Annotated in this window: 10 protein-coding genes; 2 read left to right on the forward strand and 8 right to left on the reverse strand. The window is 38.8% G+C overall.

Annotated features, from left to right (window positions below):
• Positions 1–126: 126 nt before the first annotated feature.
• Both L1077_RS07950 and L1077_RS07955 read right to left on the reverse strand, forming a co-directional pair.
• Positions 127–2,661 carry a TonB-dependent receptor plug domain-containing protein gene (locus tag L1077_RS07950; RefSeq protein ID WP_237136352.1) on the reverse strand — a complete coding sequence of 845 codons (2,535 nt, stop codon included), beginning with the start codon at positions 2,659–2,661 and terminating at the stop codon, positions 127–129.
• Positions 2,662–2,783: 122 nt separating this feature from the next.
• Entirely contained in the window at positions 2,784–3,704 is a 921-nt protein-coding gene (locus L1077_RS07955; RefSeq protein ID WP_237136353.1) for a LysR family transcriptional regulator, read from the reverse strand.
• A 97-nt stretch (positions 3,705–3,801) separates the two neighbouring features.
• Between L1077_RS07955 and L1077_RS07960 the strand changes: the two genes are divergently transcribed.
• Together L1077_RS07960 and L1077_RS27570 are read left to right on the forward strand one after the other, a co-directional pair.
• A complete protein-coding gene (locus L1077_RS07960; RefSeq protein WP_237136354.1) occupies positions 3,802–4,170 on the forward strand; it encodes a cupin domain-containing protein in 369 nt (122 codons plus the stop codon).
• A gap of 158 nt (positions 4,171–4,328) precedes the next feature.
• On the forward strand, positions 4,329–6,377 hold the full coding sequence (locus L1077_RS27570) for a methyl-accepting chemotaxis protein (protein WP_237136355.1): 2,049 nt from the start codon (positions 4,329–4,331) through the stop codon (positions 6,375–6,377).
• A 100-nt stretch (positions 6,378–6,477) separates the two neighbouring features.
• On the opposite strand, the gene L1077_RS07970 is transcribed toward L1077_RS27570, so the two are convergent.
• From L1077_RS07970 to L1077_RS07995, 6 genes are all read right to left on the reverse strand, one after another.
• On the reverse strand, positions 6,478–8,568 hold the full coding sequence (locus L1077_RS07970; RefSeq protein ID WP_237136356.1) for a YcaO-like family protein: 2,091 nt from the start codon (positions 8,566–8,568) through the stop codon (positions 6,478–6,480).
• A 2-nt stretch (positions 8,569–8,570) separates the two neighbouring features.
• Complete coding sequence (locus tag L1077_RS07975) at positions 8,571–9,704, reverse strand: amidohydrolase family protein (RefSeq protein WP_237136357.1); 1,134 nt, start codon at positions 9,702–9,704, stop codon at positions 8,571–8,573.
• Between the two features lie 47 nt (positions 9,705–9,751).
• On the reverse strand, positions 9,752–10,396 hold the full coding sequence (locus L1077_RS07980; protein ID WP_237136358.1) for a hypothetical protein: 645 nt from the start codon (positions 10,394–10,396) through the stop codon (positions 9,752–9,754).
• A 17-nt stretch (positions 10,397–10,413) separates the two neighbouring features.
• Positions 10,414–11,169 carry a phytanoyl-CoA dioxygenase family protein gene (locus tag L1077_RS07985; protein ID WP_237136359.1) on the reverse strand — a complete coding sequence of 252 codons (756 nt, stop codon included), beginning with the start codon at positions 11,167–11,169 and terminating at the stop codon, positions 10,414–10,416.
• A 3-nt stretch (positions 11,170–11,172) separates the two neighbouring features.
• A complete protein-coding gene (locus L1077_RS07990) occupies positions 11,173–15,228 on the reverse strand; it encodes a TOMM system kinase/cyclase fusion protein (protein ID WP_237136360.1) in 4,056 nt (1,351 codons plus the stop codon).
• A 593-nt stretch (positions 15,229–15,821) separates the two neighbouring features.
• Entirely contained in the window at positions 15,822–16,340 is a 519-nt protein-coding gene (locus L1077_RS07995) for a hypothetical protein (protein WP_237136361.1), read from the reverse strand.
• Between the last annotated feature and the right edge of the window lie 152 nt (positions 16,341–16,492).

A 16,492-nucleotide genomic window follows, 5' to 3' on the forward strand; every position in this document is an offset into this window, starting at 1 on the left:
AAAAACTTACTCATTATTTTTTGTGAATATGGCGTTTTTTCAATCAGAAAAATAGTATGAATGAAATATATAACAAATTGAAATGTCCATGTATTGATTAAATGGTCAATACATGGACTGTATTATTTAAAAGCTAAAATTAATTTTTGCGTAGTAGGTCATTCCATCAAAGCCGTATGGTAAAGCCCTGAGTGGATAACGCATTGCGCCGTTGGTGATAAAGTTAAGTACTTCATCTTCGCCTAACTCGTTTGGTGTTTTATCAAAGATGTTGTCTATACCGACCGATAAATCCAAGTTGTCATTAATTTGATATCCAAAGTTCACATCAACTAATACCGCTGACTCAACAACGCTATTTTCTTGCCAGTGATTGGTTGGCGATAAGAAGTCAGGTAGTACAATATGTTTACCCGCAAAGTAAGAGACTTCGGTTTTTCCGAAGTAATTTAAACGCAGTAGCGATGACCATTTATCCTTTTTATAGTCAAAAGTAAGCGTTGCACGTTCTTGCGGCTGTCCGTGGGTCAGGAAAGACTGAGTTTGTTCATCTAATGCGATGTCTTCGGATATGCCTTGTGGTGTATTGATTTTATCAATCGTGGTTTCATTTTTATTTGCAGCAAACGTGACTTCCAGCTCACCAGCAGCAACCTCGGTTGAGTATGAAGCGATTAAATCAATCCCTTTGGTTGTTGAATCAAGTGAGTTAGAGAAGAAATTAGCTTGCACTGCGCCAGATGCTTTAAGCGCGGCATTGGCTTCTGGGAAGTTTGTCAGCGCTTCGCTATCAATACCAATGAAACTGCCTAAATTTATACGGTCATAAATCTTGATTTGATAGAAGTCTAACGTAATGGATAGATCATTACTGGTGTCCCACGCTAAGCCTAAGTTTAAGTTGTCAGAAGACTCAAGCTTTAAGCCATCTATGCCTAAAGCACTTGGGAATGGAGAGCCAGCTGTTGCAGTGAAAGAAGTCGCAAGTGAACCGTCACCACCTAAACTTGTTGTAAATGCACTATAACCAGCTTGTTGTAAAGACGGTGCTCTAAACCCTGTTGATGCAGCTGCTCTAACAGCAAAGTCTTCAGTGACTTCATAGCGTGTAGCGAGCTTCCAAATGGTTTCGTCTCCAGAATCCGAGACATCTTCGTATCTGAGTGCACCACTTACTAACCAATACTCGTTCAGTAGCGTTTCTGCTTCAACATAAATCGCATGGCTAGAGCGGTCAGCTTTGTTAGCGGCATCTGGTCTCAAACCTTGGTAAGCTTGGAATCCACAGTCAGCAAATACTCTTGAGTCTATCACTGATGGGAATGAGCTCGAAGCATTTGACGCGCCACATGCGTAAGATGAGACTTCACCTGGTACAATTTCGTAATTTTCTTTACGATATTCCGCACCAATTGAAATGTAGATTGGCTCCGCATCACCGCGCTCAATTACGCCATTTACGTCAAAATTTGTTGTCCACTGGTCAAACCTAAAGCCACCAGAATATCCACCGTGAGGCCCTGCATTATCTCTGATCTGTTCGTCGCTCGCGTTGGGGTTATTAGCTAAGTACTCAGCTGCAAAGGAGGCGTTGATCGTGTTCGACGACGAGTAATCGTACTTGTTTTGGCCATATACATTAGAAAAGTCAAAACTCCAATCTGGATTGATATCTCCTTTAAGGCCAACGGCAAAAGACATGTCATCCGCTTCGTTATCTATACGAGGTAAAAAGCCGTCAGGGTATACCTGAGGAACGTTACGCTCTGCTTTGTTAAAATCACGATAAAAACCATTACCAAATGCCGTTCTGTTAGAGTATCCGCCAAATGAATACAGCTCTTTATCACCAACAGGCAGTGCGGCGTTAAAAAAGATTGAGGTGAACTCACTGTCAGAGTTGCCTTGTCGCCATCTCACCGTATCGGATAATTCACCTGCTGGGATTGTCGATGAGCCACCAGTATCGCGCTCAGCGCGGTTAGTGCCTTCAGCATCTCTATATTCTAATGATAAGTTGACAAAGCCACCTTCATTACCAATATCAAAGCCTCTGTTTAACCCAAATGCATACGTATCGCCATCACCTTCGCCGGTCGCACTGCCTTGGAAAAAGCCCGTTGTTACGCCAGTTGTATCATTTAAAGATAAGTTAATTACGCCAGCGATAGCGTCTGAGCCATATCGAGCTGCGGCCCCATCTCGCAGGATCTCAACATTTTTAAGTGCCATCATTGGAATTGAGTTCATATCTGTGCCGGCAGCGCCTGCACCGACTGTTCCCGTTAGACCAAAAATGGCTTGAGTGTGTCTTCTTTTACCGTTAATAAGTACTAATGTTTGGTCTGGTTGTAATCCCCTAAGTGTTGCCGGGCGGAATAAGTCAGAGCCATCTGATACTTGCGTTCTACTAAAGTTAAATGAGGGCGCAATTGACTGTAAGCTTTGCCCAAGCTCTGTGTAGCCCCCTTTGTTAAGCTGCTCAGTATCAAGAATATCAATGGGTGATGTTGATTCAGTTGCCGTGCGGTTTGAAACTTTTGACCCTAATACTGAGATGGTTTCGATTTTTGTGTCTGTTGATTCTGCTTGAAGCGCGAAAGATGCTGTGCTTGCTAACAGGGCAAGCGCGATTGGTGATAGTTTGAGAGATCCTGTCATAACTTACTACTCTATATTTTTATTTGTTTTAAAGGCTTAGCCTAAGTTCAAGTTGTCATAAAAAAATCTCAAGCGCAACAGTTTTGTATCTATAATGTAAACTTTATGGTGTTTTTCATTGTTTAGTCTGATTGTGTTGCGATTGCTGCAATCTCATGAAGTGTGTTTTTTAGCCAGCTCAGACCTGGGTCTAAATTGAAAGCTCGGTACCACGCCATATACAAGCGATAAGGTGGTAAAGAGATTGGTGGAGAATAAATATTAACTAGCACCTTGTCATTAGGCGAAATAGATAGCGTTGGAACCGTTGCTATCAAGTCACTAGTTGCTACTAAGTTGACAGCCTGCATAAGGTGGGGGGTGATGGCTGCTATGTGTCTTTTTGTATTAATTTTATTCAACTCAATATCTAAGCTACCATATTCTTGTCCCCAAGGTGATATCAAAATGTGGTGTGCTTGCAAATAACAAGCAAGTGAGAGTTCGTCGTTAATGAGTGAATGATTTTTACGTGCAATTACGCGGTAATCGCCGCTCAATAACATTTTATATTCAATATCGGCGCCAAGGTCATCAGCGTGATTGAAGGTTAAAACGAGATCGATTTCATTGACTGCCAAAGCACCGTGAGGCAACTGTGATTCCAAATCTACCACTTTAATTTTTATGTTTGAGCGTGAGGCGCAAAGCTTGGCAATTAGAGGGTATACAAAAAGCTTAGTTATGAAATCAGTGGTAGCTATAGTGAATTGTCGCTCTGAGGTTGCGACATCGAATTTATCTAAACTATTGGCTACTTGGTTAAGCAATGCCACACCTTGCTGAGCAAGCGGCTGGATCATGAGTGCTTTTTTTGTTGGTTTCATCTCACCTTGTTGGCGCACAAATAAGGGATCATCAAATGCAACTCTGAGGCGCTTTAACGCATGGCTCATAGCTGACTGGCTTAAGTTGAGTAACTCAGAAGCGCCTGACACACTGCGAGTTTGGTATAAGGCGTCTAAAACAAGCCATAAGTTTTGGTCAAATTGTCTTAAGTTCATAACTATGCATGTTGTTCATATCAATCTGAAAAATGTACATTTGATTCATGCTTGTTGGCAACATATTCTTGGTGAAAAGCAATAAAGGGGGTAAGTGATGAAGAACTCAAATGTAATTAATTTTGCGCAAAAGTTGTCATTATTTGATGATTATTGGTCACCCAAAGTGGTGGCGCAAATGAACGACTATCAACTTAAACTTGTGAAAGTCTCTGGTGAATTTACTTGGCATCAACATGACGATACGGATGAGGTGTTTATCGTCATAGAAGGGGAGCTGGATATTCATTTTAGAGATAGAGTTGAGCATTTAAGCCGTGGCGAAATGTACGTTGTGGAAAAAGGCGAAGAGCACAAGCCTGTGGCATCGCAGGAGTGCCATATCTTGATTATTGAACCTAAAGGAGTAATTAATACAGGAGATGCCGGAGGTGAATTAACTGCGGACAATGATGTCTGGATATAATAAACAAGTTGAAATAGCACGTATAAACATGCATTTTCACTGCTGTTTTAAACTATTTACAGCCTAAATTGGTGATTTTATCTCTACTAACTAAACTGTCTAAATAGAGTTTTGATAGTTTCCACCAAAGCATAAAACAAAGCTTGTGTAGGTTTTATGTGTTAGTAGAGGCTGGGTCTGGCATGCTTAGACGGTTATCAATTAAACAGAAAATTATCATGGGTTTTGGCGCGATTGGTGGCTTATTGATCATCGCATGCACACTGGCTTATATTGCGCTATCTCACATCAGCGATTCAAACAAGCAAGTGCGTGAAGTGACGCTGCCCAGTCAACATGCGGTGGAAGCGCTCAAGTTGCAAGAATTAAGGTTGGCAATGCAAGTAGCTCAAACCTTCAATATGCAAACGCACGATGAAGTGACCAATGCCTCTTCTCAAATTCAATCCACTTTAGTGCAAAGGCATGAACTGACGAATCAATTAAACTCAAAATTAGCTCATGCACCTGAATTAAAAGCCTTGCTCGTAAAAACTGAAAAGAATATGTCTAAGCTCGAGCAAGCGGTAAATGATATGTTGTCGCTTAAATTATCGTTGATTGAAACCCAAAACAGCCTTGACTTAACGCTTCAAAAGTTGATAGGCAACAGACAAAAAGCCAGTGACGCCATGTTAAGCATTGAGTTAGTTGAAAATGCGCCACAAGTGCAATTAGAAGAGATGATAGGGACGGGGTTTCGTATCGATGATGCACTGTTCACCCTAGACAATAACATACAGCAAATTATTAACTTGCCAAAAGAAAAAATAGAATCGCACATAAGCGACGTGTCTTTCATCATCAAGGACATTGAAAATAATTTCGTTTTTTTGCAGCGTCAATCACAAGGGGTAGATATTGGCGGGGTGTTTTCTGAGTTTAGTGCAGCGTTAAAATTACTCAATCAGTTGTTAATCAACCCAGGTGAAGCCTATGATTTGCTGAATGAGAGGGCGAGGCTTGAAGCAGACGTGGTGGTGAAGTACCGAGAGGCTGAAAGTTACTCTCAAAGCGTGCTTAATTCACTCAGTAAAATGAGAGATAAAACCAAGCTGTCTTTAACTATGTCGCAGCAATCCACTGAGGAGCTAATTAAGAATGCTAAAACGGGTAGTATCTTAGTGGTTTTAACTCTGGTTGGGCTCGCAATTATTATTGCGACATCGACTAGCAGGGCAATGTTGATACCCTTGTTATCAGTTAATAAAGTATTGAATTACCTCGCTGTTGGTGACTTTTCCCTTGATATCAAAAAACGTAGTGACGATGAATTTGGCAACTTGGTCGATAACATCAAAAAAGTACAAACGAGTTTGAGTGATCTTCTTCATGACATCAACCTTAAAATCAGTGAGTTGAACGCATTTTCTGAGAAGTCATTACAAGAAAATAATGGCCTTGCAGGGCGCTCTTCATCCCAAATGGCTCGCATGGACGATGCGACGAATTTGGCGCAAGCGGTTTCTAAATCCGCTGTGCAAGTTTCACTGAGCGCGAAGCAAAGCTTGGATAGTCTGATGCAGGCCAATGAGTTTGGCGCACAGGCCTCGAATGTGGTGGTAGACAATCAATCTCATATTCAGTCGCTAGAAAATAAAATGAATCAGGCTGTTGAAGTCATGTCTAGCTTAAGTGAACACAGCGATAACATAGGATCTATTTTAGATACAATCGTCTCGATTGCAGAGCAGACTAATTTACTAGCTTTAAATGCAGCAATAGAAGCGGCAAGAGCTGGTGAACAGGGAAGGGGGTTTGCAGTGGTTGCAGACGAAGTTCGCACTTTGGCTTCAAGGACGCAGGATTCAACGGAAGAGATCAATAAGATGATTTCATCTTTACAACATGATACAAAACGCGCAGCCGAGATCATTAATAGCGGGCAGGCAGATGTATCGGAGTGTGTAGCGCAAATAAAAGTGCTAGCAATGGATATTGATCAGATAAGTAATTCGTTGGTAGAAGTTAATGGCTTGAGTAAGCAAGTGGCTGAATATGCGCACTTGCAAGAAGAAGATTGCCAGCGTATCGAAACAGTGATGTTGGAAGCTAAAGAAGTGGCAAGCTGCAATGTGTCATCGACAAAAGCGTTGGCAAAAGACGCTGAGTCTTTAACGAATTTAGCGCGGTTTTTAGCTCAGCTGGTGGCGCGGTTTAAGTTGTAACACCGCTGAGTGGTTTGAGTGAGATTTAACTGCTAAGACTGTGTGTCTATTAATTAGAATTGAATAGAAGGCACTTGCACCAGCGAGTGCCTTCTAGCGTTTAAATGTAGAGGCCTTGTTGGTTAATTGTATTTTCATTTAATTGCTCGTCTCGCAAGCCAAGTTTAACCGGCGTACTATACAGCCTTTGATTACCTAGCTGAGGCCATATATGGCAAAGACCAGGTACAAACACTTTCGCTGTTTTGATTGGGAGCCCTTCCCTTGAATAGTTTAATACTAAAGTGTCAAAGCCCAAAGATTTTAAATGTCCAACAATCGACTCGATGTCTTGTTTTAAATCGCCGGTGTCTTTCAATTTTACAGGTCTGTTTTTTACATCAATGTGAGGGTAAAGATAATTCCCTTTTTGAACAGCATCAAAGTCAAATGGAGCTGCATTTTGATCACGAATTGGGATTAATTGACATAACTCGGTAAGTGCTCGTTGGGCTGCCATTATTGGATTTAAATGACATCCAAACCCAAAAATGTATCCATCATTATCCTTGTGCTTACCGATAGCAGCCATAACTGGTATACCGATATCAGACGTGATGTTTAATACCCAATAATCGTGTGTTCTAGATAGACTATCGTTCAACTTAGTTAGATAAACAGGGTCTATGTTTGATAATTCAAATACTGGACAAATTAATTTATTATACCACCATATGGCGGTTGCATCTCGCTCAATAAGTTCAAACAAGGCCTGTAAAATAGCTTCTTCCAGGTTGTTACCAGCAGCACATCCATTTGAATTCCATTTGCCGAATTTTTCGTCTTCAAAAGGAGTGTTTGCGAAGCAATTAACAGTAGGTACATACATGGTCTTTTGGCATGATAACGACCAAACAGCTTGCCAATGTATTGCCTCACCTGAGTACCGTTCAACAGCTTGTTTACGTTGTGCCTCTGGACTATGGGGATCAGAAAATGATTCGTATTGGCTAGTACTATATGCACAGAGTGATTGAAAAGTGTAGCTGGGAGCTGATAATTGATCCTGCTTAGCATAAATGCTGTGCTCTTTCCCTGTATACTGCGCATTTCTTCTTTCTATGGCTTCACATAATGCACTTGCACGAGACTGCTCTGGTGATACCCCTTTACCGAGGCATACTTGAACAAAGCTATTTTCACTGACTTTATCAAGAGCGTTTGGTTGAGGGGTTTTATAGAAGGCTGTTCTGAAAATTTTAATAGGTTGATTGAGAGTTTCTTCTACCGGTTCGCAGTGCGTGATCACTCCGGTTATGGGACTAATAAATGGTTTTATTTTATCAAGTGTCTCGTTTACAGGTGCTGTTCTTGAGCCTCCATCATTAGAGTAATAAGCTTTTTGCTCTGTAAGAATTATTTCATTACTGGCAGCAGATAAAGCTTCTATGTGTTCTAAGTCTGCGAAGTCGTGCTTTTGAATTTTTCCTGTGTTTAAAGAAATCTCTGTTAAAGTATGTCGACAGTTTAACGCTATTGACTTTAATTTATGATAGTGAAGCGCTAATTTTTCAAGGTATTTTTCGTAGCCCAAAAAGTGCGTAGGGCTGCGATAGTAAGTGGATAACTGAATCATCTCGACAGCCTGTAAAACAGGTTTATTTGCCTTAAGCCTTGTTATAAGTAAATCAAAATCATTAATTGAAAAGATTCTTGATGTACACCACATATGCTGATTTTTTAAAATGACTATTCTACAAGATTCATGATTAATTAATTTTTGAACTGTAATGTCTCGTAATTTAGAGGCAAAAAAGTCATAACAAACAATTATCTTCTCATTTTCAAAAATATTTTCAAGAAGGTTAGTAAATCCAGCAACATTCATCTTCTGGGAATAAATTATTGTGACATTTCCAACTTCATTGAAATCAAAAATGTTATATTCAATTTCGCTAGATTGGCCTAGTGCTAAAAACTTTCCCGAATTTAAAAAATGCTTTACTAAATATAAAAATAAGCTGTTTTTTTCAATGCTATCACTAAATTTACAAATATCAGCTAAAGTCTTTTTTCCATCTATTTTATTAAATAACGGAAAATCGTTAGCAGACAGAAAGAGCTCCTCGGCTTCATCTATCAGAAGCAAATCACCATTTTTAAGCAGTCGAACATCGTAAGATGGTTTCCAAGATACAATTTCATTAATCATTATCAGAAACCAAATAGCTTTTTAGGATTATTTTCAAGAACATCTCTAAGCTGTGATTCGCTCAGATCGGGTAATTTTTCTGAAATTTTTGTTAAATCGAAATGTAAATGGTCTGGGTGAGGGTAGTCACTACCAAAGATCAGTTTTTCATGCCCAATAAAGGAAAGAACATCACTCAACGGTTCACCAATTTCTATTCCTACCCAACAATTTCTTACGAAGTATTCAGAAGGTTTCATCTTGATATTTTTATCTGTCAGGCTAGGAAATTCCTCATAGCAAATGTTATCAAGTCTCCATAACCAATGAGCAACCCACGAGCACCCAGCTTCTAAAAAGGCAATTTTCAGACGGGGATATCGTTCCAAAACACCACTTTCTAATAATGTAATGAAGGCCATTTGTGCTTCCATAGGATGTGAGCAAGCATGAAGTGAAAATCTTGATGTAAACCTATCCATGCCAACAGTTTGGCCCTGTAAGTGCGTGCCTCCATGAAAGCAAACAGTGAGATCATTTGATTCACACGCATCCCAGAATGCCTCATAATCCGGATGGCCTAAGTTTTTGCCAAGAATAGGTTCCGGTCTGAGGACAACTGCTTTCCACCCGAATCTGACAATTTCATTTACTTGCTCAACAAGGGTGTTTGTATCATGTCGACTTAAAAGACCCACTGGGTATAACTTTTCAGGGTACTCAGAACAATAATCTTTCAGCCAAGCATTATAATTTTTTGCACATGCGAGAGAATAAGTTGCATCTATTTTCTCATGGTTGACGACGTAATTAGCAAAAGTCGGAAATAGCAATGCTTTAGAAATATTTGTTTCTTGCATTGACTCCACTTGATCCATTGGGTTTGTTGCTGATTTACGTTCTTTTAAACTCTGAGAGTTGACAATCGCTGATGCAATCTGTTGTTCCAAATCCCAATTACTTAAGATCGGATATCCTTGGACTTTATACACTGGAGGGAGAGCCAAGTCTGGGTAGCCCGCCTTTATTCTTTGCGTACGCTTTTCTTCATTATCAAAATCCAAAGTTACACCATTACTATGCACATTGTCAGAATATACGTCCCACAAGTGCTGCGGCTCAATTACGTGCCTATCACAATCAATTATTTTGAACATAGAGTTTTCAAGAAGGTGTGAAGTTCATACCTTCTTGCCTTTTAACTTTAACAGGTAGTAAATGGATAGTCTTTGCCCAGAGCATTGTAGTCTGCCAGTGCAAACGCTTTTTGTGATTCAGGACACTTAGGGATGGTCATTACAATCTCAGTTGGCATCCCTATTTTAGATAGCATCCAACCATTTACCGGTACTGGGAAGCTGTTCTTATTCACATCTAAAGGCGCAGGCTCTTTAAAGTTACAAATTTCAAAGACTTTTTTATGTTCATATTCATCTAAAGAAATTTCAATGATTTCCTTCTTTGAATTGGCTGAACCTAAAGTGATAGTTGTCCTGTTTTTAACTAATAAATCAAAATCAGGGATCTCTTTTTCATGACGTGTTAACTCTATGTAGTCATCACTACCTTCGACTAAGTAGAATTTTTTAGGAAAGTTAGGAGTACTGATCATTCCATTCGTATTGCACAGGTATCGTACTGATAAGCAAAGGCCAAAAGGCGGTACATAATCAGAGATAGCGATCAAGTATTTAGCAGGATCTTTAACAATTGAATCGATTTGCTCAGGGTTCTCCCATAAATATGAAACGAGCCTGCTCCAAGCCAGTTTCCAAGCTTGATCACCATTTAAGCCCTCAAGGTAGTTTTCATCCCCTGCGGCGTTGTCTAAAATCATGTTTTCTGGCATTTTTGTTTCCTTAAAGTTTAATATATTGTTGGGTGGTGAATTTCACTATTAATATTTTGTGCTAGCCCGAAATCATCCAGACCAGGTACTATTTTGACGTTTTCTGTCATAACGTGGATTGCAAAAGCGACTCTGGGAGAGTCTGTAGTATTATTTCTACTACCATGTACGGAATTTCTATGATGAATGGAAAATCCACCTTTTAAGATATTACACTTAACTATTTTACTTTGGTTTATACTGTAGCAGTTCTCTCTAGTCTGCATATTTGTAAGGTGGACATCATCTTTTGAGAAACTGTGCGTATCTTTATGAGACTTTTGAACGTATTCTAGCGTCCCTGTTTTTTCATTTACATTAGTCAATGGAACCCAAATGGTAAACACCTCACCTTGAAGGTAGTTCCATACACTGTCATCAGTATGCCACCCAATATTAGCCCCCTCTGAATTTGAAGGGGGCTTTATAATAAGCTGAGTGGCTAGAACTTTTAGCGAGTTCGAACCTACGAGGGCTTGCAAACGTATTTTTAGATTCTTACATTTTATTAATTCATAAAAAGGAATGCTGCTACGGTGCACCTGGTCGTATTTTATAACTTTATCTGGTTGCCCTAAGTTATGAACTTTGCGAGGCGGAATGCCGGTTTCGTATATGTTATTCATCAATAGAGGTATTTGATTCATACAAGAGTCAAGGGTTTGAGATTCAATTACACCTTCATTAATTATTACAAATCCATCTGATTTATATTGTTCTAAATAATTATTCATCTTTCAGCATACCTTCGACTTGGCGTAGTTATAAAGGCTTGACCCCTCAAGTTTGGGAATATTGTACATAAGATCTTGCAGTCGATTGATTGCGTAACTTTTCCCCTCAGGTGTACTTTCTATACTTTCCCATTCGTTACATAACCCTAAAGCTACTAAATAAGCGCCTTGACTCTCACTTAAAGAGATTGCATCCAGAATATCTTCTCTATCTTTATTAGTTAGGCCATTGTTCATTGCAGATTGTGCTTTGGCCAATTCAAAAATCGAAAATGGCAATGTAGATAAATTATGCGTGGCTCTATTACGTTCAACCCAGTATTTACATGCTTTGACGGAGGTCGCTGCATTTTCCTTAGTCAGTATAGAAGTGAGAAAGTGAACCCAAATAAACCCATTGATATCCGTGTCAATTAGTTCATTAATGTATCTTTTTGTGTATTCTGAATGTGATGTAGACCACTCATATACAGCAATAATAAATTTATCCATCCATTGTAATTCGGCTTCAGGAGACAGGGTTTTTACATGTTGATCAAGCGCGCTTTTAGCTTCCTTTTTATCTCCGTCGTGAAAATGAATTACAGCTTCATGTAAAATAGAGCCATTGATAGAGAGCTCGCAACCAGATTTTTTAGCCCATACTCTTGACTCTTTTACAAGCTCTTTTGCTTTTTGTACTTCACCCATATATGTATATATGTGAGAGAGGACCCATAATGTGCTACTTTTAGACTCGAATCCATATTCTTTCCAAAGATTTAAATGCTCAGGTTTGTAAAGAGCAAGTGCTTGTTCACAAAGGTTAACTGCTTGATATAATTTGCCTTGCCAATGGCTGTTCTGTGCCAATAATGGTAGCACAAGTATCTTGGGTATCGACTGATCAGTTAATCCGTAGTCTGCCTCAAGCATGTTATTACCCAGTTTTTCTGCTTCTAAACATTTGCCTTTTACATGAAGCTCTTGAAACTTACCCCAATCGGTTATAAAAGAGTCTTTTTTTAGTAGTTGAGCTCTATCAGATAGCTCAATTAATTCTTGGCTACCTAGCCCATAATAACTAAAAAATGCAGGGTATATTTCTTGGTACAATTGAGACTCTAAGAGAGCCATCTCACTAGAAGAATGCTTTTCGAATAACTCAATAGTCGAGTTAAAAATACTAATAGCCTCAAAGCTTGAGGACATTGAAACTTTTATTTCAATTAGTTTGCGGCTTTGTTCGACTGCTTTAAGCCATAAATGTGCTGATTTATAGTGTTGATAGGCTTTAAATATAGTTAAATAGTTGTTGTTTGAGCACGTAGTTGTCATTAATTCTAAGGCTTGTGCCAGCACCTTATGACTGCGCAGTAACGTTTCAATTTGCATACTTTCGTACGCAGCATCACGAACCAGTGCGTGTTTAAAAATATAACTATTAGCTGATGAGCGCCTCTGTATAACAATCACGTCGTTGTCAATTAATTCTTGCAAATCATTTTGTATTTGGTTTTCGCTTAAGTTACTTGACAAAACAAGTAGTTCATAGTCGAATTCACGTCCAATGGTTGCTGCTAATTGTGCGGTTTCTTTAGCATGATTTAAATTGCTGAGTTTTTGCTGTAATGACTCTCTCAAACTTAGAGGCACTTGAGCTAGTTTATCAGGTGATATAAATTCAATTTGTCCATTAATTATTTTGACTAATGACTTTTGCTCAAGCATTGTCGCGAGCTCTTCAATAAAAAGAGGAATGCCATCGGTACGAGTAATTAATGTCTCTATTACTTGTTTAGAAACCAGTTGATTATTAAACAGCTTAATAATAAAGCTTTCGGTGTCTTGCTCTGTTAGTTTGTGAACATGTATTGGCTCTAAAATGTTTTGTGCAAATTTTGAAGGCGCAGGAGTTCGAGAAGTACTCAATAGTACTTGACCATTATTTAAACTACTTCCAAAATAAGCTAAAAATTCGATAGATGTTGTGTCAGCCCAATGAATATCTTCAAAAATAAATAGCTTAAACTCATTTAAACTATACTCATTAAACAAAAGGAGGCTTGATAAACCATTAAAAAGGAGCTTTTTTTGCAACTCTGGTGATAGTGTTGAGGGCTTCTGCTCGTTGTTCAGCTCAACGTTTAGCCAAACCATTAATATGGATAGGGTATTTTCAAACTCTGAACTTTCCGGCCTCATTTGAGGTTTAAGTATACTTGTGAATAAGTCAACTATTTTTCTTGTATTAAGGCTATCGATGTTAAATAAGTGTCGAACTAAGTTTAGAACAGGGTACAGTGCACTGTTCTGATGTTCAGGCAAACATTGGGCAACTAATTGTTGATGTTTTGTCGAATTTGCCCTGACCTCTTGTATTAAGCGTGATTTACCAATGCCCGCTTCGCCGAAGATATGGGCGACTTTTATTTTTGAAGCTGGGTTAGTTATGAATGTCATGAGCTTATTTAGCTCTTTACGTCTTCCAATTAGCTCATAGTTATTTCGAGTACCTCGCATAAACCCGAATGCTTCAACTCGACGTTCACCTTTGAGCTCAAAAACTGGCTCAGGCTTTATTGACTGTCCTAGCTTTAGTTCCACAAAATTTTCAAATTCACTATAGGGATCGAGAATTGAACGTGCGTTTAAACTACATAAAATTTGTTTTTCTTTTGCTGTACGGGCTAGTGCCATTGCGACATTAGCAACATGCCCTTCAGGGGTTGAATTTGAATAGGTAACAAAAACACCAGTATGAATGCCTAAATGTACATTTAATATTGCGCCATGTGCATCTTGCATAAGCGCATTACGCTTGCTAATTTCACTAATGATTTCTAAAGCACTACGTGCACTTAAACGGGTGTCATTTTCGCTTGCAGTGGGGTGACCAAAATAAAACAAAGAAGTATCCGCAACGCTTCCAACATGAAATGCGCCAAATCTTACTGCAACATCAATACAATGGTTACGTTGTGATTTAAAAAGTGTATCTATGACATCTAAGTCATGTTCACGCTGATCAGTAAACGTTGTGCTAAAGCGCAATGCCAAAACAGTTATTTGTTTACGTTCGGTAAGAGATGTATAGCTAAATGCATGAGATTGTTGGTTGTCACCATCAGCACGCATTATTAAAGTTTCATCATCTGCCAATACTTGAGAATTATCTACAAGTATACCGACTAAGTTTGAAACATTTATCGCTTTAAGTTCATTAAACGCTTCCTCTCCCGTGATCACACGCTCAATGGCATTTTTATTTAACACTCGGCGTAAGAGCCCAGATAAAGGGTGGCCGAGCAATGCGCTAGGCATTGGAATATGGGCGTCACTCAATTGTTTGTGATAGATAGAAGCGACGCTAGTACCATTCATCGCTGGAGAGCCAGTCAGGCATTCTAAATAGACGAGGCCCCAAACGTATAAATCGGTTTTGGTTGTAGCTGGTTCGCCTCTCAACTGCTCTGGCGCGCTATATGAGGGAGTCCCCAGTGTTTCTTGCGTGAGCGTTAATGTACGAAAATCGGCTTGGCGGCTATCATGAGTGAGCGTGCCAATACCAAAATCAAGGATTTTTGCATGTAGCTTAGCTCCTGTTTTGCTTAGCATGATGTTGGCCGGTTTTATATCCCTATGCACAATACCTTTACTGTGTGCGTGAATAAGCGCATCTAGCACCTGAGACATAATGTCAGTTGCCTCCGGCGCACTAAATGGCCCTTCTAATAATAGGTGCTCACGTAGCGAACGCCCTTCGACATACTCAAAAACCCCGAAAAGTAAGTCGTCATTAACTTGACCTTGGTCGAGTAACCTGACGATATTGGGGTGCTGTAATTGGCTGCTTAATGATGTTTCTCGCTTGAATCGCTCAATGTAGCGTTGTTTTTTTTGTTCTTCACAGTGCGGTTCAATGGCAAGGAATTTGATAGCGACCATTTGACCGGTACTTTTTTGCTTAGCTTTAAATACTTTACCGAAGCCGCCTTCACCAATTTTTTCGAGTAACTCGTAATATGAGGACTCAAAGCTGTCGAGTATGTATGAATCAGAAAATTGCGTTAATGACATAATAGTAATGAGCTTCTCTAAATTAATATCCGTTTATGGCATATATATGTTACTAATTTATACATTAGCAATGGATTAATAGCTAACTTATAAACCTGGCATCCACATTATAACTATTGTTAACACTAAAACCAGAATTATTCGATAATCGGTATAATCTGGTTTTTTGTGTTAATTTTTTGGTTTTGAAATGCGGGAAAATAAATGTGTGAAAAACTCACTATCCTGATTTTTGCAATTTATTGTCATGGATATAGCCTGAGATAATAGTACTTAGATTCAAGAGAGTAAATAGAAGTGTAATAGAGTGTAATATTTGATTGAAAATGAATCTGTAAGGTTAGCGTATAATCATTTTAGGCTCTGAAAAGCCCATTAATTTGGGCTTTATTGCATTGTAGGGACCTAAAGTGCATGCTCTTGAGGTATTGTGAATGCTTTTTGAGGTTGTGCTATTGTCAGCAGAGTTATCTAAGTGATTATTTATATAATCGGCATTAATGAAAAAGGATTGGTTTTACATTGATACATTAAATATGTAGCTTTCCGTTGAAAAAAATTGAATAAGTAAAGGCGGTTTATAGCTGAATTAGTTAAGCAATGGCCTTTATCAAGATACTCATGTCAGTAATACCAGCCTCTTTCATTGCATCTTTTACATTTTCTATTGTTTCAAAATATTGCAATTGCAATTGCATGAAATATTGATTTCTTGAGTCATAATAGGCTTTTTGCGCTTCGTCATCATGATCTGTTGTTGCGTTAAGTTCAGCGACTTCTTGCTTGACCAGATCTAGTTCTTCTTTCATTTCCTCTAATCGCTCTAGCATTCTTCGAATATGGTCTGGAATATCGCCATACTTGTCTTCTGCTTTTTCTCTGGCTTCTCGACCAGATAGCTTTTCTTTCTCTTTATCTGAGAGTTTATGAGTGCCTTCTAGCTCAGAGGTATCGTCAGTTTTTTCGGCAGTGTTGCCATCATTTTTGTTTACTTCAGAGGTCTGTTTATTCCCTTCTTGGGTTTTTTGCTCTATGTATCTAGCTTTCTCATTCATTTCTTTTATAGCCTGATAACCAGACGCAGAATTGGCCTCATGTATAACAATCATCATAAAATCCTTGGTATTACATTACCTAAAAAACAATTTGAACCAGAAGTACAAGCATTTATCGGCATGTACATTATAAACATTAATACATTTTTCTTATTTAATATAATTATTTGAGACGAGAAGCATAACTACTGATATGAGTTAATGTAAGG

It is taken from the genome of Pseudoalteromonas luteoviolacea (genome assembly GCF_021654285.1).
Taxonomy (GTDB): Bacteria; Pseudomonadota; Gammaproteobacteria; order Enterobacterales; family Alteromonadaceae; genus Pseudoalteromonas; species Pseudoalteromonas luteoviolacea_J.